At 60.5% G+C, this 24,061-nt stretch carries 24 protein-coding genes; 16 read left to right on the top strand and 8 right to left on the bottom strand.

The window, feature by feature from the left end; all coding sequences use genetic code 11:
* Positions 1-28 precede the first annotated feature (28 nt).
* Positions 29-1,993, top strand: a complete 1,965-nt coding sequence (locus ACP7BX_RS22785; protein ID WP_426127750.1) for a sigma-54 interaction domain-containing protein — start codon at positions 29-31, stop codon at positions 1,991-1,993.
* 10 nt (positions 1,994-2,003) lie between these two features.
* Here the strand turns inward: ACP7BX_RS22785 and ACP7BX_RS22780 are convergent, their stop codons facing one another.
* The gene (locus ACP7BX_RS22780; protein WP_426127752.1) at positions 2,004-3,053 is read right to left on the bottom strand and encodes a LacI family DNA-binding transcriptional regulator; all 1,050 of its coding nucleotides are present in this window, start codon (positions 3,051-3,053) and stop codon (positions 2,004-2,006) included.
* A gap of 162 nt (positions 3,054-3,215) precedes the next feature.
* Between ACP7BX_RS22780 and ACP7BX_RS22775 the strand changes: the two genes are divergently transcribed.
* The 5 genes from ACP7BX_RS22775 to ACP7BX_RS22755 are packed head-to-tail and all read left to right on the top strand — an operon-like array spanning position 3,216 to position 7,694.
* Complete coding sequence (locus ACP7BX_RS22775; protein WP_426127754.1) at positions 3,216-4,310, top strand: fatty acid desaturase family protein; 1,095 nt, start codon at positions 3,216-3,218, stop codon at positions 4,308-4,310.
* Positions 4,311-4,338: 28 nt separating this feature from the next.
* Positions 4,339-4,659 (top strand): MocE family 2Fe-2S type ferredoxin, encoded by a 321-nt coding sequence (locus tag ACP7BX_RS22770; protein ID WP_028619741.1) that lies wholly within the window; start codon positions 4,339-4,341, stop codon positions 4,657-4,659.
* Positions 4,660-4,661: 2 nt separating this feature from the next.
* Positions 4,662-5,861: an NAD(P)/FAD-dependent oxidoreductase gene (locus tag ACP7BX_RS22765; RefSeq protein WP_426127961.1), complete on the top strand. Its 1,200-nt coding sequence runs from the start codon at positions 4,662-4,664 to the stop codon at positions 5,859-5,861.
* A gap of 1 nt (position 5,862) precedes the next feature.
* Positions 5,863-6,681: a sugar phosphate isomerase/epimerase family protein gene (locus ACP7BX_RS22760; RefSeq protein ID WP_426127756.1), complete on the top strand. Its 819-nt coding sequence runs from the start codon at positions 5,863-5,865 to the stop codon at positions 6,679-6,681.
* Positions 6,682-6,731: 50 nt separating this feature from the next.
* Complete coding sequence (locus tag ACP7BX_RS22755; RefSeq protein WP_426127758.1) at positions 6,732-7,694, top strand: Dyp-type peroxidase; 963 nt, start codon at positions 6,732-6,734, stop codon at positions 7,692-7,694.
* Here the strand turns inward: ACP7BX_RS22755 and ACP7BX_RS22750 are convergent.
* Both ACP7BX_RS22750 and ACP7BX_RS22745 read right to left on the bottom strand, forming a co-directional pair.
* Positions 7,689-9,674 (bottom strand): hypothetical protein, encoded by a 1,986-nt coding sequence (locus tag ACP7BX_RS22750; protein ID WP_426127760.1) that lies wholly within the window; start codon positions 9,672-9,674, stop codon positions 7,689-7,691. The two genes, ACP7BX_RS22755 and ACP7BX_RS22750, sit on opposite strands and share 6 nt — an antisense overlap.
* Positions 9,675-9,734: 60 nt before the next feature.
* Positions 9,735-10,607, bottom strand: a complete 873-nt coding sequence (locus ACP7BX_RS22745; RefSeq protein ID WP_426127762.1) for an undecaprenyl-diphosphate phosphatase — start codon at positions 10,605-10,607, stop codon at positions 9,735-9,737.
* 179 nt (positions 10,608-10,786) lie between these two features.
* Here ACP7BX_RS22745 and ACP7BX_RS22740 point away from each other — a divergent pair, with 179 nt between their 5' ends.
* Complete coding sequence (locus tag ACP7BX_RS22740) at positions 10,787-11,293, top strand: GNAT family N-acetyltransferase (RefSeq protein WP_038841802.1); 507 nt, start codon at positions 10,787-10,789, stop codon at positions 11,291-11,293.
* Here ACP7BX_RS22740 and ACP7BX_RS22735 read toward each other — a convergent pair.
* Positions 11,271-12,215: a GlxA family transcriptional regulator gene (locus ACP7BX_RS22735; RefSeq protein ID WP_033903177.1), complete on the bottom strand. Its 945-nt coding sequence runs from the start codon at positions 12,213-12,215 to the stop codon at positions 11,271-11,273. The genes ACP7BX_RS22740 and ACP7BX_RS22735 overlap by 23 nt on opposite strands.
* A 159-nt stretch (positions 12,216-12,374) precedes the next feature.
* Here ACP7BX_RS22735 and ACP7BX_RS22730 point away from each other — a divergent pair, with 159 nt between their 5' ends.
* From ACP7BX_RS22730 to ACP7BX_RS22720, 3 genes are all read left to right on the top strand, one after another.
* A complete protein-coding gene (locus ACP7BX_RS22730; protein WP_426127765.1) occupies positions 12,375-13,004 on the top strand; it encodes a TetR/AcrR family transcriptional regulator in 630 nt (209 codons plus the stop codon).
* A complete protein-coding gene (locus ACP7BX_RS22725) occupies positions 13,001-13,678 on the top strand; it encodes a type 1 glutamine amidotransferase domain-containing protein (protein ID WP_314527938.1) in 678 nt (225 codons plus the stop codon). The genes ACP7BX_RS22730 and ACP7BX_RS22725 overlap by 4 nt, the downstream gene beginning before the upstream one ends.
* Positions 13,679-13,757: 79 nt before the next feature.
* Positions 13,758-14,882, top strand: a complete 1,125-nt coding sequence (locus ACP7BX_RS22720; RefSeq protein WP_426127767.1) for an alkene reductase — start codon at positions 13,758-13,760, stop codon at positions 14,880-14,882.
* On the opposite strand, the gene ACP7BX_RS22715 is transcribed toward ACP7BX_RS22720, so the two are convergent.
* Both ACP7BX_RS22715 and ACP7BX_RS22710 read right to left on the bottom strand, forming a co-directional pair.
* Positions 14,883-15,869 (bottom strand): NAD(P)H-quinone oxidoreductase, encoded by a 987-nt coding sequence (locus tag ACP7BX_RS22715; RefSeq protein ID WP_426127769.1) that lies wholly within the window; start codon positions 15,867-15,869, stop codon positions 14,883-14,885. It lies immediately after the preceding gene.
* Positions 15,870-15,980: 111 nt separating this feature from the next.
* A complete protein-coding gene (locus ACP7BX_RS22710) occupies positions 15,981-16,799 on the bottom strand; it encodes an alpha/beta fold hydrolase (RefSeq protein ID WP_426127771.1) in 819 nt (272 codons plus the stop codon).
* Between the two features lie 147 nt (positions 16,800-16,946).
* Between ACP7BX_RS22710 and ACP7BX_RS22705 the strand changes: the two genes are divergently transcribed.
* A complete protein-coding gene (locus ACP7BX_RS22705; RefSeq protein WP_426127773.1) occupies positions 16,947-18,014 on the top strand; it encodes an NAD(P)-dependent alcohol dehydrogenase in 1,068 nt (355 codons plus the stop codon).
* Positions 18,015-18,056: 42 nt separating this feature from the next.
* On the opposite strand, the gene mntP is transcribed toward ACP7BX_RS22705, so the two are convergent.
* The gene (gene mntP / locus ACP7BX_RS22700) at positions 18,057-18,620 is read right to left on the bottom strand and encodes a manganese efflux pump MntP (protein WP_314527949.1); all 564 of its coding nucleotides are present in this window, start codon (positions 18,618-18,620) and stop codon (positions 18,057-18,059) included.
* A 221-nt stretch (positions 18,621-18,841) separates the two neighbouring features.
* A complete protein-coding gene (locus ACP7BX_RS22695) occupies positions 18,842-19,153 on the bottom strand; it encodes a hypothetical protein (protein ID WP_314527952.1) in 312 nt (103 codons plus the stop codon).
* A gap of 201 nt (positions 19,154-19,354) precedes the next feature.
* Between ACP7BX_RS22695 and ACP7BX_RS22690 the strand changes: the two genes are divergently transcribed.
* From ACP7BX_RS22690 to tssC, 5 genes are all read left to right on the top strand, one after another.
* Positions 19,355-20,014 carry a TonB family protein gene (locus ACP7BX_RS22690; protein WP_051422269.1) on the top strand — a complete coding sequence of 220 codons (660 nt, stop codon included), beginning with the start codon at positions 19,355-19,357 and terminating at the stop codon, positions 20,012-20,014.
* A complete protein-coding gene (locus ACP7BX_RS22685) occupies positions 20,011-20,556 on the top strand; it encodes an RNA polymerase sigma factor (RefSeq protein WP_038841783.1) in 546 nt (181 codons plus the stop codon). The genes ACP7BX_RS22690 and ACP7BX_RS22685 overlap by 4 nt, the downstream gene beginning before the upstream one ends.
* A 37-nt stretch (positions 20,557-20,593) precedes the next feature.
* Entirely contained in the window at positions 20,594-21,520 is a 927-nt protein-coding gene (locus tag ACP7BX_RS22680) for a FecR family protein (RefSeq protein WP_426127776.1), read from the top strand.
* A gap of 463 nt (positions 21,521-21,983) precedes the next feature.
* Complete coding sequence (tssB, locus tag ACP7BX_RS22675; RefSeq protein WP_426127778.1) at positions 21,984-22,487, top strand: type VI secretion system contractile sheath small subunit; 504 nt, start codon at positions 21,984-21,986, stop codon at positions 22,485-22,487.
* Positions 22,488-22,520: 33 nt separating this feature from the next.
* The gene (tssC, locus tag ACP7BX_RS22670) at positions 22,521-24,059 is read left to right on the top strand and encodes a type VI secretion system contractile sheath large subunit (RefSeq protein WP_426127780.1); all 1,539 of its coding nucleotides are present in this window, start codon (positions 22,521-22,523) and stop codon (positions 24,057-24,059) included.
* Positions 24,060-24,061: the final 2 nt, after the last annotated feature.

The following is a 24,061-nucleotide window of genomic DNA, read 5'->3' as shown; positions in this document are numbered from 1 at the left end:
TCAAAAACATGAACATGGATACCGCCCAATGAGCCTGGCGTTCAGCGTGCAAGACCTCGACTACCTGACGGCCCTGGGGCCTGCCGCGCTGAACGATGGCCCGGTCGTCGCACTGGAACAGGCCTGGCGCGACTGCCTGGCCGGCCAGGTCGAACGCCCGGCGCACGTGCGCCAAGTGATCTGGGATTCGTGGCGGCGCAGTGTCCAGGCCGGTATCGACCCGGCCGACAATGCGTACCGCTTCCTTGCCGACGACATGCTGGCCGCCGCCCAGGCGGCACACCGGGTGCTGATCGAGGCCGCCGCGCAAGTCATGCATGGTTTGCTGGCCTACAACCCGCGCGGTCATATCAACCTTACCGATGCCGACGGCACCACCCTGTATTTCTGTGGGCTGGACATCACCCCCGTGGGCAGTCGCCTGCTGGAATCGGTGCAAGGCACCAACTGCACCGGCCTGGCGCTGGCCGAGGATCGCCTGGTGTACGTGTTGGCCGAGGAAAACTTCGGCGTCGGCCTGCGCCAGCGCCGCATGCATTGCGCCGCCGCGCCGATCAAGAATGCCCAGGGCCAGACCGTGGCCATGCTGACGCTGACTGCCGAGCCCGGCTGGTTTCACTTCCATACCCTCGGCACGGTGCAGGCCGCAGCCGACGCGGTATCGCGGCAGATGGCCCTGCAAGGGCTGCTGGAAGAACAGCAGGCCGTCCTGGAAGTGCTTAACGAAGGCCTGGTGGTGCTGGACGAACGCGGTTGCATCAAGGCGCTCAACCGCTATGCCCGGCAGCTGTTTGGCGTTGGGCTGGAGTTGATCGGGCGGCCTTTCCAGCAACTGGGCCGTAGCGAACTGAGTAACGTCCTTGGCGAGCCCGTGCGCGACCTCGACTGCACCTTCCACCTGCACAACCGCAGTCAACTCGCCTGCCTGGTCTCGGTGTGCCCGCTGGAGCAGGGCGGGGTGATCGTGTCACTGCGCGAGAACCGCCGCATCCGCGAAATCACCCGGCGCCTCATCGGCACCCAGGCCAGCTACACCTTCGACACCATCCAGGGCAGCTCGCGGGCGATCCAGGACGCGCTGCACTTGGGACGCATCGCCAGTCGCAGTGATTCCACCACCCTGATCCTCGGTGAAAGTGGCACCGGCAAGGAGCTGTTCGCCCAGGCCATCCACAATGGCAGCGAGCGCTGCAACGGCCCATTTGTGGCGGTCAACTGCGGTGCGATTCCACGGGACCTGGTGCAAAGCGAGCTGTTCGGCCACGTCGAAGGCGCGTTCACCGGCGCCACCCGTGGCGGCTCGGCGGGCAAGTTCGAACTGGCGGATGGCGGCACCATCTTTCTCGATGAGATTGGCGACATGTCCTTCGATGCCCAGGTCAGCCTGCTACGCGTATTACAGGAAGGCGAAATCACCCGTGTGGGTGCGAAAAACTCGCGGCAAGTGAACGTGCGCATCATCGCCGCCACCCACCGCAACCTCAGCCAGGCGGTCGCGCAAGGCGCGTTTCGCGAAGACCTCTACTACCGACTCAACGTGCTGAACCTGACCGTGCCACCGCTGCGCATGCGCCGCGAAGATATTGCGCTGCTGGCGCGGCATTTTCTGGTCCGGTGCGCTCGTTCACTGCGTAAATCGGTGCAGGGATTTTCGCCAGACGCCCTGGCGCTGCTCACTGCCTATGGCTGGCCGGGCAATGTGCGCGAGTTGGAAAACAGCATCGAACGGGCGACCAACCTGGCGATGGGAGCACTGATCGAAACGGTGGATCTGCCGTTGGAAAGCCGCCAACGCATCCCGCTGCGGGCCCACGAAGCGCCGCCTGCCCAGGACTTGAGCAGCCACGAAATGCACGCCATCGTCGCCGCGCTCAACAGCACCGGCGGCAACATCCGCCTGGCCGCGCAGCAACTCAACGTGTCGCGGGGCGGGCTGTACAACAAGATGAGTCGGTTTGGCTTGAGTGCTGCGGATTTTCGCAAGCCTTTGTAGGAGCGGTGTTTCAGTTACCCATGTTCTCCGATGTCACAATCTGCGGCGGTACATACACCCGCTGCCGCACCGGATCGAACCCCTCTGCACTCTGCAACTCCACCATCAACCGCACCAACGCCGTCGCTGTCTGCCCCGGCTGCGAATCCATCACCACATCAATCAACCCCTGGCCCAACGCCTGGCGCGACAGCTCGGTCGACTCCTGCAGGATGCAGCACAACGCCGGCCGCTTGGGCAACTGCGCCAGGGCGCTGATGATGCCGTCGCCGCCGCCGCCCACCACGCATAATCCGCGCAGGTCGCTGTGGCGGCTGATCAGGTCGAGGGTGGCTTCTTCGGTGATGTCGCAGTTGTCCAGGTTGATCAGCGGCTCCAACGGCTTGAGCCCCGGCGCGTGTTCGGCCAGGTAGCTGTGCAGGCCTTCGACCCGTGCCTGGTGGCCGAGGAAACGGTGGCCGCCGAGCAGGATGCCCACGCTGCCTTTGCGGGCGCCGCAGGTGCGGGCGAGCAGCCAGCCCATGGTGCGGCCGACCACGTGGTTGTCCTGGCCGACGTAGGGTTCTACGGCCTGTTCGTGGATATCCGAGAGCAGGGCCACCACGGGCACACCGGCTTCGCGGATCTGCTTGAGGCAGGCGTTGATCAGCGGATGGGCAAAGCTGACCACCGCGAGGCCGTCGCATTGCACGGCCAGTTGTTCGATCTGGGCGACGATGGCGGCGGGCGTGCGATCGACGATGTACTCGAACTGGCACGTCAGGTTGGCGCCGGCATGCTGCTCGGCGGCGGCGCTGATGGCTTGCGCCAGGCTGGCATAGAACGCCTGGGCGGTCGCCAGCAACAGGATGCCGAAACGATAGGTCGGCCGGCGTTCGCGAATGCGCTGGCCGATCAACCGCGCCGCAAAATAGCCCACGGCTTCGGCCGCCTGGAACACCTGCTCGGCGGTCTCGGGATTGACCGGCGCACGTGCATTCAACACACGGTCGACGGTGGCCACACTCAGCCCCGCCTGCGCGGCAACGGTGGCGATGGTCGGGCGTTTATTGTTGTTCATGACAGCCCCCTTGAGCGTCTTGATAGAAAACTATCAAGCCCCGCTGGGCCTGGATGATAGCTTGATAGGGAATGGATTCAAGGCCTTGAGGGTGATTTAGGCGTTCTCTATCGTGGGTTTCACACAGCACCTGAAACCACCCGCTTGCGGAGAACAATAACAATGCCTGAACACACCGATCACACCGCCCGGCGCGACTACAGCCTCACCGGCCCCGAAGCCGCCCGCGCGGCTGAAAAGGGCCTGGTCTCGGCCAGTTGGTACCAGTCGCCCATCTCGCGCAAACGCATGAAAGAACTGATGCAGCGCCGCGACGGCCCGGCTTTGCTCGACACCGCCATCTGGCTGATCGCGCTGTTGGCCACCGGTTTCGGCGGCTATTGGTTCTGGGGTACCTGGGCCTGTGTGCCGTTCTTCCTCGCCTACGGCGTGCTCTATGGCACTGCGTCCAACCCACGTTGGCACGAAACCGGCCATGGCACGGCGTTCAAGACCCGGTGGATGAACGACGGGCTGTATCAGGTCGCGAGTTTCATGTGCATCTTCGAACCCCACGTATGGCGCTGGAGCCATGCCCGTCACCACACCGACACCATCGTGGTCGGCCGCGACCCGGAGATCGTCGAGCCGCGTCCGCCGAGCCTGTTGATGATGTTCCTGAGCCTGTTCAACCTGCCCCTGGCTTGGAAAACCTTCAGCGGTGTGGCGCGGCATGCCATCGGCAAGATGAGTGCCCAGGAAGCCGACTTCATCCCCGAATCCGAATGGCCCAAGGTGTTTCGTGCGGCGCGGATCTGGGTGGGTATTTATGCGGTGGTGATTGGCACCGCGTTATACCTGCACAGCTGGTTGCCGCTGATGCTGGTTGGCCTGCCGAGCCTCTACGGCGCCTGGCTCGGCTACGTCTTCGGCCTCACCCAACATGTGGGCCTGGCCGAAGACGTGCTGGACCACCGCAGCAACTGCCGCACCATCTACATGAACCGCGTGCTGCGCTTTATCTACATGGACATGAACTACCACCTCGAACACCACATGTACCCGATGGTGCCGTACCACGCCCTCGCGCAACTGCACGAAGAGATCCGCAGCGACTGCCCACCGCCGTACGCCAACCTGTTCGAGGCATACAAGGAAATCCTGCCGACGATCTGGCGGCAGCGCAGCGACCCGACCTATTTCATCCAGCGCCCGATTCACCCGAACACTCATTCGGCTGCCCATGCGCCGGTGCATGCAGAAACCGCTGCTGGCTGATCCCCACCCAAGAACAAGAGAAAACACCATGAACGATCAATGGATCGACGTCTGCGCCGTGGGCGAAATCGACGAAGAAGACGTGCTGCGCTTCGACCACGGCCCGCACACTTATGCGCTGTACCGTTCGGCCGAGAATGAATTCTTCGCCACCGCCGGCCTGTGTACCCACGAGAAAATCCACCTGGCCGACGGCCTGGTGATGGACCACGTGATCGAATGCCCCAAGCACAACGGGCGCTTCGACTACCGCACCGGCAAGGCCCTCGGCGCACCGGTGTGCGTCAACCTCAAGACCTACCCGGTGCGGGTCGAAGCGGGGCGGGTGTTGCTCGCGGTCACGGCCTGATGATGAACGCTCCATTGATTATCGTCGGGGCCGGTCATGCCGGTGGCCGGGCGGCGCTGACCTTGCGCGAAGAAGGTTATACCGGGCGCTTGATGCTGATAGGCGATGAACTGCACTTGCCCTATGAGCGGCCGCCGTTGTCCAAAGGCCTGTTGCAGGGCACGACGGACCTGGCCGGCTACAGCTTGTGCGACAGTGCGCGACTGGCCGAACTGGGCATAGAGCACATCGCCGGTAACCCGGTGACTCATCTGGAACCGCAGCAGCATCGCCTGCAACTCGCCGATGGCCAATGGTTGCCCTACGCCGGTCTGCTGTTGGCCACGGGCGGCCGGGCGCGACGTTTGCCCCAGGCGCAGGCCAATGTGCTTTACCTGCGCACTCACGATGAGGCGTTGGCGTTGCGCAGCGCTTTACGCCCCGGCACGCGGCTGGTGGTGGTGGGTGGTGGTTTTATCGGCCTGGAAGTCGCGGCGACCGCACGTGGCCTGGGCTGTGAAGTGACGGTGCTGGAAGCCGGGCCGCGCCTGGCGGGGCGTGTGCTGCCGCCGGTGATCTCCCAGGCGCTGCTGGATCTGCATCGCGAGCACGGTGTGCAGGTGCGTTTGAATGTGGCGCTGGAATCCATCCAGGCCGACGCCGTGCTGTTGGTGGATGGGCACCGCTTGCCCTGCGACTTGATTGTGGTCGGCATCGGCATGCAACCCAATCTCGAACTGGCGGCAGCAGCAGGGCTGGAGGTGGGGCAGGGCGTTCGTGTTGATGCGTGCCTGCGCACCAGCGCGCCGAACATCTATGCCGCCGGTGATGTGTGTGAGTTCCGCCTTGACGGTCTCTATCAGCGCCAGGAAACCTGGCGCAACGCCGAAGCCCAGGGCCGGCATGCCGCGCTGAATCTGCTGGGGCGCGAAGTGCCGTTCGAGGCGCTGCCCGGTTTCTGGTCCGATCAGTACGACTGGGGCTTGCAGACTGTCGGCGTGATCACACCGACAGTGGTCAACCGCCCATTACCGAGCGGCGGCCTGTTGCTGTTCTACCTCGACGCCGATCAGCACTTGCGAGGCGCCTGTGGTTGGGCGCCGGGCAACAGCGTGGCCAAGGACATCAAGCTCTGCGAGCGCCTGATCAGCGCGCGGATTGCGCTCGATACCGCCAGCCTGGCCAACCCCGAGCTGTCTCTCAAACTCCTGCTGCGAGGCTGATATGCGCCAATTCCTGGTGTTCCAATCCCTTTGGGCGATGCAGACCGAACCCGGCTGTCTCGACACCCAACTCGACCGCATCCAGGCCGCCGGTTTTGACGGCATTACCGACCATTACTGGCAGCCTGCCGATGTTGCCCGTTTGCACGCGGCGGCTAGCTCAAGAGGCTTGCAGATCGAGGGCCAGTTGTTTCCGCAAACGGTGGATGACCTGGCCGCCGCACTGGATGTGATCAGTCGCTACGGCTGCCACCACCTCACCCTGCAAGCCGACGTACGCCCGCGCACTCAAGCCGAGGCGGCCCGGTTGGTCGAAGGCTGGCAACGCCTGGCCGAGCAAGTGGACTTTCCGGTGTTGCTGGAAACCCACCGTTATCGCCTCACCAACGACCTGCTGTTCACCCTAGACCTGCTGGCGCAAATGCCGGACTTGAAGCTGCTGGCCGACCTGTCCCACTACGTGGTCGGGCGTGAACTGCCCGAACCGGGCGCGCCGGAAGACGACAAACATATCCGCACGATTTTGCGCCACAGCTGGGGGTTTCACGGTCGTGTCGCCAGCAGCGAGCAGGTGCAAGTCTCCCTGGACTTTCCCCAACACCAGGCCTGGGTACAGCGTTTTACCCAGTGGTGGCGCTACGGGATTGAGGACTGGCTGGCCCGGCCCGACACGCCGCAGAGCCTGTCCTTCACCTGCGAACTGGGCCCGCCGCCCTATGCGATCACCGGCGCGGACGGGCGTGAGATCAGTAATCGCTGGGCCGAAGCGCTGAAAATGCAGGCGTTGATTCGCGAGGTGTGGGAGAGCTGTCAGGCATGATCTGCTAATCTGCGCGGGTTCAATCTCGCCCTTTAGCCTGGACCTTCACCATGACGCCATCCTCCGTTCAGCCGCCTCTTGAGCCGCAGTCCGTCTGCCATCCCATCACCAGCAGCGCGATTTTCATGGTCGCCACCGTCGCCCCCGGCAGTGAAGACACGGTGCGGGGCTGGTGTGCTGACATCGCCGGGCTGGTGCGTTCGGTGGGCAAGCGCGTGCCGGCGGGCAACCTGACCTGCGTCTGCGGGTTTGGCTCCGACGCGTGGGACCGGCTGTTCGGTGCGCCGCGCCCGGCGGCGCTGCATCCGTTTCGCGAATTCGGCGCAGAAGGGCGCAAAGCCGTATCGACACCGGGGGATCTGCTGCTGCATATCCGCGCCGAACAGATGGACCTGTGCTTCGAGCTGGCCACCCACGTGATGGCCACCCTGGGCGACAGCGTCAAGGTGGTGGATGAGGTCCAGGGTTTCCGCTATTTCGACATGCGCAGCATCATCGGCTTTGTCGATGGCACCGAGAACCCGGTGGGGCGCAAGGCCGAAGGGTTCACCATCGTCGGTGATGAAGATCGAGAATTCCGCGGCGGCAGCTACGTGCTGGTGCAGAAGTACCTGCACAACATGACGGCCTGGAACGGCCTCACGGTGGAGGCCCAGGAGAAGGTGATCGGGCGGACCAAGCTGTCGGATATTGAACTGGACGAAGAGACCAAACCGAGCAATTCCCACAGTGCATTGACAGTCATCACCGACAAGAACGGCGATGAAGTGAAGATCCTGCGCGACAACATGCCTTTCGGTCGCCCCGGTGCCGGTGAGTTCGGCACCTACTTTATCGGCTATGCGCGTTCGCCGGAGCCTCTGGAGTTGATGCTGAAAAACATGTTCGTCGGCCGTCCGGTCGGCAACTATGACCGCCTGCTGGACTTCAGCACGGCGGTCACCGGCGGCCTGTTTTTCGTGCCCTCGGCCGACCTGATGGAGGAATTGGCCGACCGAAAGAACGGACTATAAGACCACCTCGAAATGGCGGTAGCAAATAGCTTCTATGTTCTGCGCAATATGGGCGCGACTGGAGTCTTGCTCAGTGAGCCCATTCTTTATATAAGCCAGTTGTGGCGGGTCTTTGAGGTAGGCGGCGAGGTTCGACTCAGCGCTGGCCAGGTCAGTGAAGAGAATAATCCGCTCTTCAGAAATCACGCCTGCTTCGGCCGTCTCGATGATGTTCTGGCGGATAACACCCGTGAGGAATTTGGACAGGATGGCGGTATCGACAATCGGAATCTCGTTATAGGGAAGCCCGCAATGGGCAGGACCATTTAGCACGACGACAGGTTGGATTGAGAGTCTTTCAGGCAGGCGGAAATTGGCTTTCAGGCATTGTTTCCTGAATGATTTTTCATGGCGTCGGATGTGGTCGATCTTGCGTGCCAACTGGTCACAGGCCCCAATGACCTTCTTCCTGTGGCTGAAGGTGCCCAACGAGTCTGCAGGCTGCAGGAAGCATTTGACCTCGCCGACGATTAAGGTATTTCCCATCAGCAAGAGCAGGTCGATGTCTTCGTATCGAGGCTCGGCAGTTCCTGGGAGGTTGAAGGTGAAGGCATGTTTCATGACGCGAACGTGGGTCTTCATACGAGAGAGCTGAGCGCAATGCTCCAAGGTATGGCGCACATGAGTTTCAAAGGAGTTGCCACGCACAGCCAGGTCGGCGCCCATTTGGCGCAGCCAGATATTGACGTTGCGTTGAGTCGTGCCCCACAGCAGTGGCGTGAACAGAATGAGCAGTTGATCATCGCTGTAGGGGATCAGAGGTTGACTCCACAGCTCATTTTTTCCGTTATCTGACTTGTCGGTAGCGTCAAAGGTCAGGAAGTCGATCAGTGCCTGGCTGCGCTGCATATCGATTTCAAGAGACTCGGAAACTGCGTTGAGCAGGGCTTTTTTATCCACGCGCGGTGCAGCGACATGCACCAGTAGTGAATCACCGTCCAGTGTCGGCGGCGCTGCTGAGGGGCTATCTTTGAGGCATTTCGCCAGGCTAGACAGCACGGCCCAGCATCTGACGACCTCATGAATGGTGGCACCACCCAGCCGAGGTGACTGGTAAGTGGAGTACCCACTGTAATAGGGCTCCATGGCTTCATGAATGATCAAGTACGTGGCGGCGGTCGAACGCTCGACCTCAGCGTCATCGGCGAGTGAGTAGCAAGTAAGGCCCTGGCGCATAGTTATTGCGCGGATAGGCCGTGGGAGCCCCAGTTCGTCGTGCGTTTTGTGCTTGTGGTGCTTGTGAAAGTCTAGAAGCCGAGCGGTGGTATTCGAGTGAACCAGAATATTACGGCGAAATTGACCGATGACTTTCCAGGCCGCGAACATCGGGTTTCCCGGCGTGAGCAATAGCCTGTCATCAAGTTCGAACCGGTAGTCGTTCCAAAGACAGTCTTCCCAGTATTGCTCAAGAACACCGTAAAAGGCGCCAAGCTGATAATCACGTTCAACGCGCTTGAGGTTGAAAGGGGTGGTGGGGATGTCTAATGCTGCGGTGTCGGCTTTTTCTGAGAGCACCATCTGGAGCGGTAGTTGCAGACCATCGATGTCCGCTTGGGCTACCTCATCGATCGAGTGCTGAGCACCATTATGGTCATAAAGCTTGGGGACTATCTGATGTCGGGTGACCTCGATCGGGTCAAACTCTGAGATGGTTTCACAAGTGTCTCTCGTGGCATCGTCATACATCATCGCATTCAGGTTAGCGCGCGTGACGAATGTCAGGAGTTTTTGCTTCTGGCTGATGTGTTTGTCGGCGGCAAAGCTGAGTTGCCCGCGCAGCTCGCCGAACGCTCGATAAAACCAGAGGCCTGCCTGATGCAGGCTCCTGTCGGCGGCGTCAGCAGTGCTTGGATCGAACTCCGCGCTCCATCGATCAGGGGCAAAACTTCGTTGATTGGGGCGTGATACTTGCTGGTGCTGGACGCGTGTTACAAAAGACATGTTCAGTGATCGCAACTTTGTGATCGCTGAACCTTAACAGATTGAAGTAGGTGTGTGAGGTCAGCTCAACAGCCCGGTACTGACCGCCACAATCAGGAAGATCCCCAGCAACGCGCGATAGATCACGAACGGCCAGGTGGAGAACCGTTCCAGGAACTTCATCAGGCCCCAGATCGCAAAAAACGCCGAGAGGCTCGCGACCACCAGGCCGAACAGCAAATGCGGCCAGGCATGGGCCGGCATGTCGGCGTGCAGCAGCACCCACAGTTCCTTCAGGCCGGCGAGGGCGATGGCGGGCAAGCCGAGCAGGAAGGAGAACCGCGCGGCTTCCTCACGTTTGAAGTTGAGGAACAGCGCGGCGGTCAGCGTAGAGCCGGACCGCGAGACACCCGGAATCAGCGCACCGATCTGCGCAATGCCCACGATCAACGCATCCCGCAAGCGCATCTCGCTCACTTCGCGGGTGTGGCGTGCGCGCACTTCGGCCACCGCCAGCAGCACGGCCATGACCACGCAGGAAATACCGATCACCATCAACCCGCGCAACGGTGAGTTGCAGGCGTTCAGGGTCGAAGACAGCGCCAGGCCGGCAATGCCGATGGGGATAGTCGCCAGCACAATTGCCACCGCCAACTTGAACCAGCGATCGTTGTAGTCACCCCGGCGTACCGCACTGATGCTGCCGGTGGTTACCTGGCGCACATCCCGCCAGAAGTAACTGACCACTGCCGCCAGCGCCGCCAACTGCATGGCCGCCGAGAATGCTGAGCCGGGGTCCTGCCAGCCGAGCAGGGCGGGGACCACTCGCATATGGGCGGTGGATGACACCGGCAGCAGCTCGGTAATGCCCTGGATCACGCCCAGGATGAAGATCTGCAGGTAATCCAGGGAGGCAAAACCCACGTCCAGGCCGGCGGTACAGACGTTTGTCAAAATACGTGTCCTTGAAAGAGAGCGGCAATTTCGCGGAGTTTATTCGAAATGTTTCAAGGTTTAGGCCGAGGCAACACCTATTTGCAATCGGTTCAGCAAGTAGAAAGGTTGGCCGCTCTCTTGGCCTGCCCCCAGGTTTTGTGAACAATGGCGCCCTGTGTTTTTTCACCGAGAGTCTCATGCCCGAAGTCACCGTCGAATTGATCCAGACCGGCCCGGAGCACGCCGAGCTGATCCGCAATCTTTACCAGTACTACGCCTATGAATCCTCTGACTGGGAACAGGAAGATGTGGAGGCCGATGGCCGTTTCTACACTCATGACGAGCACCTGGTCCGTTACTGGCAGGACCCGCAATGGAGCGCCAACCTGCTGTTAGTGGATGGCTATATCGCAGGTTTCCTGTTGATCGAAGGCAGCGAACTGCCGGGCATCGATGCCCTGGAGTTGGCCGACTTGTTCGTCCTCAAGCGTTACCGCCGCAAAGGCATCGGCCGCGCCATCGCCAGCCAGGTGCTGTGCAGTGGCGAGGCTGATTGGTTGGTGCGCTTCTATGATCAGGATGAAGTGTCTCAAGCGTTCTGGCGCACGGTGCTGGATAACCTGCCGCGTCCGGTGCAGACGATTGAGCTGGAGGATGACCCGCAGCTGGTGAGTTACCTGATTACGCGGGCGGCACTGCATTAAACGCCTGCTGCATCACCTGCGGCGGCTGCCCGAACGCCCTTAAAAATGCCTGGCGCATGCGCTCGCGATCACCAAACCCGGTTTCGCGGGCGACCACCTCGACCGGGTGGCGACTGGTTTCCATCATCGCCCGCGCCGCCTCTACCCGTAGCGACTCGATGGCCTTGGCCGGCGTTTGCCCGGTCTCTTCGCGGAATACCCGACTGAACTGGCGCGGGCTGAGACGGGCAACATCGGCCAGCGCATCTACCGACAAGTCGTGGGTCAGGTTCTCGCGGGCATAGGCCAGGGCCAGTTGCACGCGGTCCGACTTGGGGTCCAGCTCCAACAGCGCCGACAACTGCGATTGTTCACTGCCCCGGCGTTGGGCGATCACCAGTTTGCGCGCAATGCGCCGGGCGAGGTCGCTGCCCAGGTCGTTCTCCACCATGGCCAATGCCAGATCCACCCCGGCACTCATGCCGGCGCCGGTCCACACCTGGCCGTCCACCACAAACAGCTTGTCTTCTTCCAAATGAATGTGCGGATAGCGCTTGCGAAAGGCCGGCGCGTGAATCCAGTGGGTGGTGGTGCGCTTACCTTCCAGCAAGCCCGCTTCGGCCAGCACGAAGATGCCCATGCACAACGAGGCGACGCGTCGCGACTGGGCGGAGGCGGCCTTGACCAGTTCCAGCAGGTTGGCCTCCGGCAGGCGGAATTCCAGATAACCGCTGACGATCAGCGTGTCGTAGCCCTCCGGCCGGATCGGCGTGGTGTTCACCGAAAAGCCCTGGGACGTCATCACCGCGCCGCCGCTTTCCGACACCAGGTGAAACTCATAGGCCGGCTCACCACGCAACAGGTTCGCGCACTCGAACACCGAGCCCAGGCTGAGACTCAAGGACTGGAAGTTCGGGTAAACCATCAGCGCAACGCTGTGCATCGTATGTCTCCGGGTGGGGGGAGCAGGGATTGTCGGCGGCTGCCGGGAAAACGGCAACCGACTTTGGCGCATGTCCGAAATCCTTGCGGATCTGACATTGTGCGGGTTTGCCCAGGCTCCTAACATTCCCTCAACGCACTAGACGACTGGTCTAATCCGATGAGCAGCGAAACTAAAACAGTACGCCAGAGCATTCTTGACACGGCGCAATTGATTGTTGGCCGCAAAGGTTTTTCTGCGGTGGGCCTGAACGAAATACTGCAAACCGCCGAAGTACCCAAAGGTTCGTTTTATCACTACTTCACCTCCAAAGATGCGTTTGGCGTTGTATTGCTCGACCACTACTTTGACAACTACGTGCACGGCATGCAGCAACTGTTCGAGCAGCCGGGTTTAACCCAGCACACCAAGTTGATGCGTTATTGGCAGTGCTGGATTGATAACCAGACCGGCTGCACCGACGCAGGCAAATGCCTTGCCGTCAAACTCGGTGCGGAGGTGTCAGACCTTTCAGAGCCGATGCGCCTGGCCCTGCAACGTGGCACTGCACGCACCATCGGTTTGCTGGCCGAGGCCTTGCAGCAGGGCGTCGAAGACGGCTCGGTAGCGATTACGCAACACCCGGACAGCCTGGCCCAGCGCCTGTATGCGTTGTGGTTGGGGACCAGCGTCATGAGCAAGATCACCCGTACTACGGCGCCTTTTGATGAGGCGTTGTGGTTGACCCGGCAGTTGTTGGGTCAGCCGCAAGAAACTGACATTCACACCTATCGAGGCACTGGAAAATGAAAGTATTAATGGTACTGACCTCTCACGACCAGCTTGGCGATACCGGGCGCAAGACCGGCTTCTGGCTCGAAGAGTTTGCTGCACCCTATTACGCGTTCAAGGACGCAAGCGCCGAGATCGTGCTGGCTTCACCGGCCGGCGGCCAGCCGCCATTGGACCCGGTGAGTGATCTGCCGGACTTCCAGACCGAACAGACGCACCGTTTCGCTGCCGACCCGGCTGCCCAGCAAGCCCTGGCCTCCACGGTGAAACTGGACTCGGTCAACGCCGACGATTTCGACACCGTGTTCTACCCCGGCGGCCACGGCCCACTGTGGGACCTGGCCGAATCGCCGGTGTCGATCGCCCTGATCGAGTCCTTCGAACGTGCTGGCAAGCCGATCGGTTTTGTCTGCCACGCACCGGGCGCGCTGCGTCACGTCAAGGCGGTCAATGGTGAGCCGCTGGTCAAGGGCCGTCGCGTCACCGGGTTCTCCAACTCGGAAGAGGCGGCGGTGGAGTTGACTGATGTGGTGCCGTTTCTGGTGGAAGATGAGTTCAAGAAGTTGGGCGGCCTTTATGAAAAAGGCGCTGACTGGCAGTCCTTTGTCATTACCGATGGCTTGTTGGTTACCGGGCAAAATCCTGGCAGTTCCAGTGATGTCGCTAAAGCCCTGCTGAAACTGACTGCTTAATTAATTAGACCGCTGAATTCATTGGCGACTTTTATAAGTCGCCAATGCTTTAGCACGTCCAGAATTTGGAAATCCTTAAATGACTGACAATGTTTTAAGTACCCCAGTAAAGTTGGGTCACCATACGCTGCGCAACCGTATTGTCTTGCCGCCGTTGACACGCCAGCGCAGCGCCCAACCGGGTGATATCGCCACCGACTTGATGGCCGAGTATTACCGCCAGCGGGCCAGTGCCGGTTTCATGGTCAGCGAAGGCACTCAGATCGAGCCGCGTGGCCAAGGCTATGCCTGGACACCGGGCATCTACACCCCCGCGCAGATCGATGGCTGGCGCAAGGTCACCGACGCAGTGCATGCCGAGGGTGGGGTGATCTTTGCCCAGTTGTGGCATGTGGGCCGGGTGTCCCATAACGCTTTGCAGCCTGAAGGGGTGGCGCCGGTTGCACCGTCGGCCCTGCAGGCCCTGCAAGCCAAGGCCTTTATCGAAACCGCGCCGGGCGAGGGTGAGTTGAAACAGCCGCCGGTGCCACGTGCGTTGGCTACGCAAGAGGTCAAGGACTTGGTTGGGCAGTATGCCCAGGCGGCACGCAATGCGCTGGATGCGGGGTTTGATGGGGTGGAAATCCATTCGGCCAATGGCTACCTGGTGAACCAGTTCATCTCGGCCCATGCCAATCAACGTGACGATGAATACGGTGGTTCGTTGGAAAACCGCCTGCGTTTTCTGCGCGAGATCGTCGAAGCAGTGAGCGCGGTGGTCGGGCCGGAACGCCTGGGCGTGCGCTTCTCGCCGTTGTTCAGCGGCACCGATCAGGACCGTGTGTACATCGGCCTGGTGGAAGACGACCCGCACCACACCTACATCGAAGCCATCAAGGTGCTCGAAGCGTCGGGCATCGCCTACGTCTCCATCGCCGAAGCCGACTGGGACAACGCACCCGACCTGCCTGAGTCGTTTCGCCGTGCCGTGCGCGAGACGTTCAGCGGGCGGATCATCTACGCCGGCCGCTACACCGCTGAACGCGGTGCGCGGTGGGTAGAGGCCGGGCTGGCGGACTTGATCGCGTTCGGGCGGCCGTTCATCGCCAATCCGGATCTGCCGCAGCGGCTGTTCAACGCGTGGCCGTTGAATCCGCTGCGGGTGGAGGGCATGTACGGCGGTGGTGCAGAGGGCTATATCGATTACCCGGTTTACGCCGGATAATCAGGCAACCCGCAACACAATCTTGCCAATATGATCCCCACCTTCCATCCGCGCATGCGCCTGATCGGCCTGGGTGTAATCGAACACCTGGTCGATCATCGTCAGGCAGCGTCCGGCTGACAGCACCGGCCATACGTGCTCGCGCAGTTGATCGGCAATCGCGGCTTTCTCTGCCTTGGTCCGTGCGCGCAGCAGCGAACCGGTGACGATTGCGCGTTTGCCTAGAATGGTCAGCAAGTCCACCTCATTGGCCTTGGCACCGCCGAGGAACCCCAGCATCACCAGGCGGCCGTCCATCGCCAGCGCCTTGAGGTTGTTGTTGAGGTAGGAGGCACCCATGATGTCGAGGATCACATTCACGCCTTGATCACCGATCACCTGGGCGAAATCCTGTTCGCGATAGTTGATTGCTTCCGCGCCCAGGGCACGAATGGCTGCACATTTTTCTTCGCTGCCGGCAGTGGCAAACGCCTGGATGCCGAACTCGCGGCACAGCATCAGCGCGGTGGTGCCGATACCACTGGTGCCGCCGTGGATCAGCACACGCTGGCCCTTGTGGGCGCCGCCGATGCCGAACAGGTTGGCCCACACGGTAAAGAAGGTTTCCGGGATGGCCGCCGCTTGAATCCAGTCCATGCCTTCGGGAACCGGCAACGCTTGGCTGGCGGGCACTGCGCAGTATTGGGCGTAACCACCACCGTTGGTCAGGGCGCACACCTTGTCACCGACGGCGTACTCGGTCACGCCATCGCCCAGGGCCACCACTTCACCGGCCACTTCCAGGCCGGGGATCGGGCTCATGCCGGGTTTCATCGGATATTTGCCGGCGCGCTGCAAGGCGTCCGGGCGGTTGACGCCGGCGGCGTGCACGTGGATCAGGATTTCACCGGCTGCCGGGGAGGGCAACGGCACTTGGCGCGGCTTGAGCACCTCGGGGCCGCCAGGGGTGGTGATTTCAATCAAGGTCATTTCGGTAGGCAGGGGCATTTTGCGGGTCCTGTGGCGGTGAGCGTATGAAGTGGGACCACCTTACCTGGCTGTTGATTCAATCGGAACCCTGCCCTACCAGCGCATACGCGCCAGTAGGGGGAGCACGTTTCAGCGGTTCAGAAACGCCAGCAAGTCTTCGTTCAACTGCTGGGTATGGGTGGCGGCAAACCCGTGCGGCGCATCCTTGTAAACCTTCAGTTCGGCACCTTTGATCATCTGCGCCGCGACTTTACCGGTGGTTTCGAACGGCACGATCTGGTCGCCATCGCCGTGGATCACCAGGGTCGGCACGTCAATCTTGGCCATGTCCGGGCGGAAGTCGGTTTCGGAGAATGCGGTGACGCAGTCCACCGTCGCCTTGAGGGACGCCTGTAGGGCAATCTGCAACGTCTGGGTCTGCACGCCTGCGGAGACGACCTGGCCTTTGTTGAGACCATAGAACGGCGTGTTGAAATCGCTGATGAATTGCGCGCGGTCTTTCAGCAACTCAGCCTTGAAGCCGGCGAACACGTCGAGCGGCACACCCTGCGGGTAATCGGCTTGCTGGCCGAAGATCGGCGTCACCGCGCCCAGCAACACCAGGCCGGCCACGCGCGCGCTGCCATGGCGTGCGATATAGCGCGCGACGTCGCCGCCACCCATGGAAAAGCCCACCAGGGTCACGTCATTGAGGTCCAGGTGCTCGATCAGTTGGGCGATATCGTCGGCGAAGGTGTCGTAGTCGTTGCCAGTCCACGGCTGATCCGACCGGCCGAAACCACGGCGGTCGAACGCGATGGTGCGAAAGCCGCGGCTGCTCAGGTATTCCATCTGGTATTCCCACATATCGGCATCCAGCGGCCAGCCATGGCTGAACAACACGGGTTTACCGCTGCCCCAGTCCTTGAAGTAGATCTGGGTACCGTCTTTGGCAACGAATGTGCTCATGGAAAACTCCTGGGAGGGTGGAAAGAGAATGCTAGCTCACTATTGCGTTAAACCGGACGAAGGGCTTGTACGCCTGTGCTCGGTTGAACGGTTGAGCGTCTATGCTGGTCGATTGACTTCCAACGTCAGATCACACAGGTGAACGAAATGGCCAAGACTTACAGCTACGCCGCCCAGAACGCCAAGGACTCCCTCAAGCCCTACACCTTCGAGCGCCGCGCGCCGGGGGCAGATGATGTGCAGATCGACATTCTCTATTGCGGGGTCTGCCACTCCGACTTGCACACCGTACGCAACGAGTGGAACAACACCCTGTATCCTTCCGTGCCCGGCCATGAAATTGTCGGTCGTGTGACTGCCGTGGGTGGCAACGTCAAGACGTTCAAGGTCGGTGACCTGGCCGGCGTCGGCTGCATGGTCGACAGCTGCCAGCACTGCGCGTCCTGTGCCGAAGGCGAGGAGCAATACTGCGAGAGCGGTTTTACCGGCACCTACAACGGCCCGGTGTTCGGCGGTGAGAACACCTTCGGCGGCTACTCCGACAGCATCGTGGTCAAGGAGAAGTTCGTGCTGCGCATTTCCCACGACGCGTCCAACCTGGCCGCCGTGGCACCGTTGCTGTGCGCGGGTATCACCACCTATTCGCCGTTGCACCACTGGAAGGTCGGCCCTGGCAAGAAGGTCGGCGTGGTGGGCCTGGGCGGCCTGGGCCATATGGCGGTGAAGATCGCCCATGCCATGGGCGCCCATGTAACGCTGTTCACCACCTCACCCAACAAGCGTGAAGATGGCCTGCGCCTGGGTGCCGATCAAGTGGTGGTCTCCAAGAATGCGGACGAGATGGCCAAGGTCGCCAACAGCCTGGATTTCATCCTCAACACGGTTGCCGCACCGCACAACCTCGATGCGTTCCTCAACTTGCTCAAGCGTGACGGCACCATGACCCTGGTCGGCGCGCCCGACAGCCCGCATCCGTCGCCGACGGTGTTCAACCTGATCTTCAAGCGCCGCAGCCTGGCCGGTTCGCTGATTGGCGGCATCCAGGAAACCCAGGACATGCTCGACTTCTGCGCCAAGCACGGGATTGTCTCGGACATCGAAATGATCGATATCCAGGGCATTAACGAGGCGTATGAGCGGATGCTCAAGGGCGATGTGAAGTACCGGTTTGTGATCGATATGGATAGCTTGAAGAAAGCAAGCCACGCTGCCTGATTCATCTTCTGTAGGAGCCGTTCCCTCGGCTCCTACGCTTGATCAGGCCCAAAGGTGTTCGTACAGAATCGTCGCACCTACCAGCATCAGCACCACACCCCCGACCATCTCTGCCCGTTTGCCCACCACGGTGCCCAGCACTCGCCCAAGCATCATGCCGAGGGTCACCATGGTCATGGTCGCCAGGCCAATCGCCGCCGCTGCCACCAGGATATTCACGTCGACAAACGCCAGGCCCACGCCCACTGCCAGTGCATCGATGCTGGTGGCGAACGCCGTCACGGCGAGGATCATGAAGGAATGCTGGGTCGGCTTCTCGGCCTCTTCATCATCGGCTTTCAACCCGTTCCAGATCATGTGCAGGCCCAGCCCGACCAGCAAAGTAAAGGCGATCCAGTGGTCCCAGTTTTCCACCCAGCGGGTGGCGGCATGACCGATGGCCCAGCCGATCATCGGCGTGATGGCTTCGATCACACCAAAGATCAGGCCGGCGCGCAGGGCTTCGGTAAGGCGGGGTTTGTGCAGGCTGGAGCCTTTGCCGATGGCAGCCGCAAAGGCGTCGGTCGACATGGCCAGGGCCAGGAGGATCAGGGAAATGGGGTTCACGGTCAGGCTTCCAGTCGGGCTATGGGACACAACGACACCGCCATGCGCCCGACTTCAGGCATGGGATGTCGCTGGTCTCACCAACCGAAAAGACGGTGTTCGCACCACGGCAGGTTGCCGAATATGTTGATACGAACGCTTCCAACAGGGTCAGAAGCCGGTTACTCCCCAACGAGGAGGGCGATCATAGGCGGGCATATATGAAAATTCCGTCAAAATCTTCAAGGCCGCTGCGGCTTGACCGACGTGCCAAAGGTGTTGCCCATGCGCACGCTGGTCGCCGCCGGGGTGGACAACCCCACTGCATTCGGCGGCCGTTTTTCCACTGGGATGTTTTGGGCTTCGCGGTTTTTCTTCGCCGCCTTGGTCGCATTGGTATCGTTGCCCATCTGCTGGCTGAGGCAGCCATAGTCGGGCGCCTTGTAGCCATCCACGCTGACTTCGGCGCACGTGCCGGCGGCGTTTTCGGCGTGGGCGAGTGCGGGCAGGGCAGCGCACAGCAACAGGCTGGCGAGGGTCGGTAACAGCTTCATCGGGCCTCCTGGCAGGCCCTGAGGAGTGGGCCGGTTAGGCTTGAAAGTGTAGTGCAGCGGGCTTCTCGTCACCGTGATGTTTTTTTTGCTATCACCGTAACATCAGGTTCATAAACTGGCCTCAGGATGACGGTTTTCTAGGGCGCGTCGGCCGTGCAGCGATGCAGAGCAGGGGGTGATCAGGGGGGCTGGAGGCGCGTCATGTGCGCCCTGGTCTTGCTGTTGCTGCTGGCCGGCGGTCGTATGGCGCAGGCAGAGTCACCGCTGCTGTCGTTGAACCTGCCGGCGCAAGACCTTGAACACGCACTGCAAGCCTACAGCCGCGCCACCGGGATGGCGGTGCTGGTGGACCGCGAGTTGACGCGGGGCCGGCGCTCCATCGGGGTACGCGGGCGCTTTACGGCGCAAGAGGCACTGGCGATGTTGCTGACAGGGAGTGGCCTGATGGCACGTTATGCACGCAGCGATGCGTTTACCTTGCAGACCCCGCAGGTCAGCCAACCACCGCCCACAAAGGGGGCGGCGGCACGCAGCGCCGCGCGGATCAACAACAGCTACGCGACGGCACTGCAGCAAGCCATCGAGACCAGCCTGTGCCGCTCGCCGCTGACCCGGCCCGGCAGCTTCCGGGCCTTGGTGCAGGTGTGGGTCAACCCGGACGGAGTGATTGAACACAGTCGGTTGGTCAGCTCCACCGGCGATGAACAACGCGATGAAGCACTGGTACGCAGCCTGAGCGCGGCCCGGGTCCAACGCCCGGCACCGAGCTCACTGCGCCAACCGGTGACTTTACTTTTGATGCCTGACACAACAGGAATGCGCATGGAATGCACAGCAGCGAAAGGAGCCTGGGGCGGATGAAAAATACCGGGCACAGTGCGATGGTCAGCTTGTTCCTGGCCTCCTACGAAGACTTCAAGGTGCGTTTGCGCAAGCGCCTGGGCTCGGAAGACCTGGCCAACGACGTGCTGCACGAAACCTACCTGCGGGTCGACCGCATGGACGTGCCGCCCAACCTTCAACAACCCAACGCCTACCTCTACCGCATGGCCTTGAACATCGCCGCCGACCGCCGCCAGGCCGACGCGCGCCTGCTCACCGGCAGCGAAGTGGAAGAACTGCTGCAAAGCGCCGATGAAGCCCAGGACCCGTCGCGGGTGGTGGGCGGCCAGAAAGAAATCCAGTCCCTGGTCAAAGCGCTCTACGAACTGCCGGCCCGTCGCCGCAAAATCCTCATCGCCGCCCGCCTGGAAGAGGCGCCGCACCTGGAAATATCCCAGCGGTTCGGCATCTCCACGCGCATGGTCGAGAAGGAAATCAAGGCCGCCCTGGGCCACTGTGCCAAGCGCCTCGAAAGAAAAGTGATTCAGCGGTTCGGTCCCGGGGCCGGAAAACCGTCTTAGTGTCGAGTCCCTGATAAATCCGTGAGTACGTGCGCGCTTGAATATTTTCAGCTTCCCCACCGCCCGGCCATCCGCCGCCAGCCCCCTGCACGATGAAGCCCGCGACTGGCTGCTCCTGCTGACCTCGGGCCGCGCCACCGTGGCCGATGCCAAGGCGCTCAAAGCCTGGTGCGCGCAGAGCCCGGAACATACGCAGGCATTCGAGCAGGCCAAGGTGCTGTGGCAGCAACTCACACCGGCCCTCGACCAGGTGGCGCAACCGCGCAGCTTTGGTCGGCGCGCGTTTTTGGGCGGCGCGATTGCCGCTTCGGCAGCCGTGTTGATGGTGCGCGTCGGCGTGCCGGGTGGCTTTGCCGGACTCACGGCGGACTATCGCACCGAAGTCGGTGAGCAACGCCAAGTGCTGTTGAGCGAAGGGATCAGCCTGGAACTCAACACCCAGACCCGCATCAGTCGGGTGGGGCAGGGCATTGAACTGGTCGAAGGTGAAGTCGAAGTGATCGCCCACGTTGCCCAACCGCTCAAGGTCCAGGCCGGTGATGGTTGGGTGAGCGCGGCGCAGGCACGCTTCAACGTGCGCAACACCGACCACAACGTGTGCGTGACCTGTATCGAGGGCTCGCTCTCGGTAGATATCGCCGGACGCAGTGTGCGCCTGGACGGCGGTCGGCAACTGACCTATGGCGTTGCTGGCGTCAGTGAAGTGACCACGGTAGACACCCAGGCCGTCGTGGCCTGGCGTGAACAGATTTTGGTGTTCAACAACGCCACGCTGGCAACGGTGGTGGATGAAATCAACCGCTACCGGCCGGGCATGCTGTTACTGCTCAACAAAGAGTTGGGCCAGCGCCGGGTGCAGGCGCGGTTCAGTTTGCACCAGTTGGCGGGCGTGGCGTTGTTGATTCGCGATGCGTATGGGGCCAAGTGCACGGAGTTGCCGGGTGGGGTGGTGTTGTTGAGTTAAGGGCGGGATCTTCGGTTGCACAATTTTGAAGAGATCACCCAGTTATACCCTTGTAAACATTATGTTTGCCTCTTTTGCACTCAGACAGATAGTTAAGTTATAAAAGGTGACTCCATTAGGGTGGAGTTGCCTTTTCTGCTTTTAAGGTGTTTGTTGTAAAGTGTCTATTGCATAAATGTATTTCCTTTTTTCTTAAACTTTTTGTGTGTCGGAAAAGTTTGTCGGCGAATTCGTGTGGTGGTGTAAGAGTAAGATTTAAAATTTAAAAGAGTGATTCGGATAATCAGGTCTATCCGGTTGTTTGTGGGAAAACTCTCCAATGTTGCGATGAAATCTCCCCATTGCAATGTAGAGGCTAGTAAGGAATATCTGAAATAGTTCATTGTGCCTTGGAAATGAATGCGCACTTGATATGTCGTGTAAGTGCATTTGACGCAGAGGATGCGTCGGGAGGAGATAATCCATGGCTTCAAACAGTTTTCAAAACGAAGTGCCCAAGGCGCGAGTCAATATCAAGCTCGACCTGCATACCGGCGGCGCACAGAAAAAAGTCGAGTTACCGCTTAAGCTTATGATCATGGGCGACTACAGCAATGGCCGCGAGCAACGCCCAGTTTCTGAGCGAGGCAAGGTTGACATCAATAAAAACAACTTCAATAGCGTTCTTGGCGATTTCTCGCCTAGCCTGAAGCTTGCGGTCAATAACACCCTGGCCGATGACGCGTCTGATACCTCAGTTGAACTGAGTTTCCAGAGCATGAAGGACTTTGAGCCCGAACAGGTGGCGCGGCAGATTCCGCAACTGCGCGCCTTGTTGGCCATGCGCAATCTGTTGCGTGATCTCAAATCGAACCTGCTGGATAACGTGACCTTCCGCCATGAACTGGAGCGCATCCTCAAGGATGACGCCCTGAGTGAGGAGTTGCGCGCTGAGTTGGCTGCTTTGGCGCCAAAAGACGAGCGTTAATCCATATCGGTTGTATTAAAGGGAAGTTTTATCATGTCCGTAGAAAATTCGAACGTGCAATCGCGCGGCGCCACAGTGTTGTCGGAAGATAGCGGTGGTGTGTATAGCACTCTGTTTAACAAGATCAATCTGAGCCCGGTGACTGAGCTGGGTGGCATCGAGGTTTTCCAAAACTCTGAAGCCTTGTCTGAGGTGTCTGCTGATGAGCGGGTAACAGCTGCTGTCAGTGTTTTTCTGAAGTTACTCAAGCAGTCGCCGCAAAAAGTCGAGCGTTTGGATAAGATTCTGCTGGACGAACATATCGCTTCGTTGGATTTGCAAATCAGTCGCCAACTTGATGCGGTTATGCACCACCCGGACTTTCAGCGCGTCGAGTCCACCTGGCGAGGCGTGAAATCGCTGATCGACCAGACCGACTTCCGTCAGAATGTTCGTATAGAACTGCTGGATATCAGTAAGGATCATCTGGTTCAGGATTTTGAGGATGCGCCGGAAATCGCCCAGAGTGGCCTATACCTGCATACCTATACCCAGGAATACGACACGCCGGGTGGCGAGCCGATTGCAGCTGCCATCTCCAACTACGAATTCAATCGCAGTCCTCAGGATATAGCCCTGCTGCGTAACATTTCCAAAGTCGCTGCCGCTGCACATATGCCGTTTGTGGGCTCCGTAGGCCCGGCCTTTTTTGGCAAAGACTCCATGGAAGAAGTGGCTGCGATCAAAGACATCGGTAACTACTTCGACCGCGCCGAATACATCAAATGGAAAGCCTTCCGCGACAGCGATGATGCACGTTACATCGGTCTGACCATGCCACGCGTTCTAGGTCGCCTGCCCTATGGGCCCGACACCATTCCCGTGCGCAGTTTCAACTACATTGAAAGCGTAAAAGGGCCGGATCACGGCAAGTATTTGTGGACCAATGCGTCGTTTGCCTTTGCCGCCAATATGGTCAAGAGCTTCATCACCAACGGCTGGTGCGTGCAGATCCGTGGTCCGCAATCGGGTGGCGCAGTCACGGAGTTGCCGATCCACCTGTACGACTTGGGCACTGGCAATCAGGTCAAGATCCCTTCCGAAGTGATGATCCCGGAGACGCGCGAATTTGAATTCGCCAACCTCGGTTTCATACCGCTCTCGTACTACAAGAACCGCGACTATGCGTGCTTCTTCTCAGCCAATTCTGCGCAGAAACCGGCGCTGTATGACACCGCCGACGCCACCGCCAACAGTCGAATCAACGCCCGCCTGCCTTACATCTTTTTGCTTTCACGCATCGCTCATTACCTGAAGCTGATCCAGCGCGAGAACATCGGCACCACCAAAGACCGCCGACTGCTGGAGCTTGAGCTGAACAAATGGATCGGCGGCCTGGTCACCGAGATGACTGACCCGGGCGACGATCTGCAAGCCTCACACCCGCTGCGTGATGCGAAGGTCACGGTGGAAGACATCGAGGACAACCCCGGTTTCTTCCGCGTCAAGTTGTACGCCGTGCCGCACTTCCAGGTCGAGGGCATGGACGTGAACCTGTCGCTGGTTTCGCAGATGCCCAAGGCTAAAGCCTGATT

It is taken from the genome of Pseudomonas sp. DWP3-1-3b3, from assembly GCF_049896305.1.
Classification (GTDB): domain Bacteria; phylum Pseudomonadota; class Gammaproteobacteria; order Pseudomonadales; family Pseudomonadaceae; genus Aquipseudomonas; species Aquipseudomonas azotoformans_A.
This window is presented reverse-complemented; position numbering and strand designations above follow the sequence as displayed.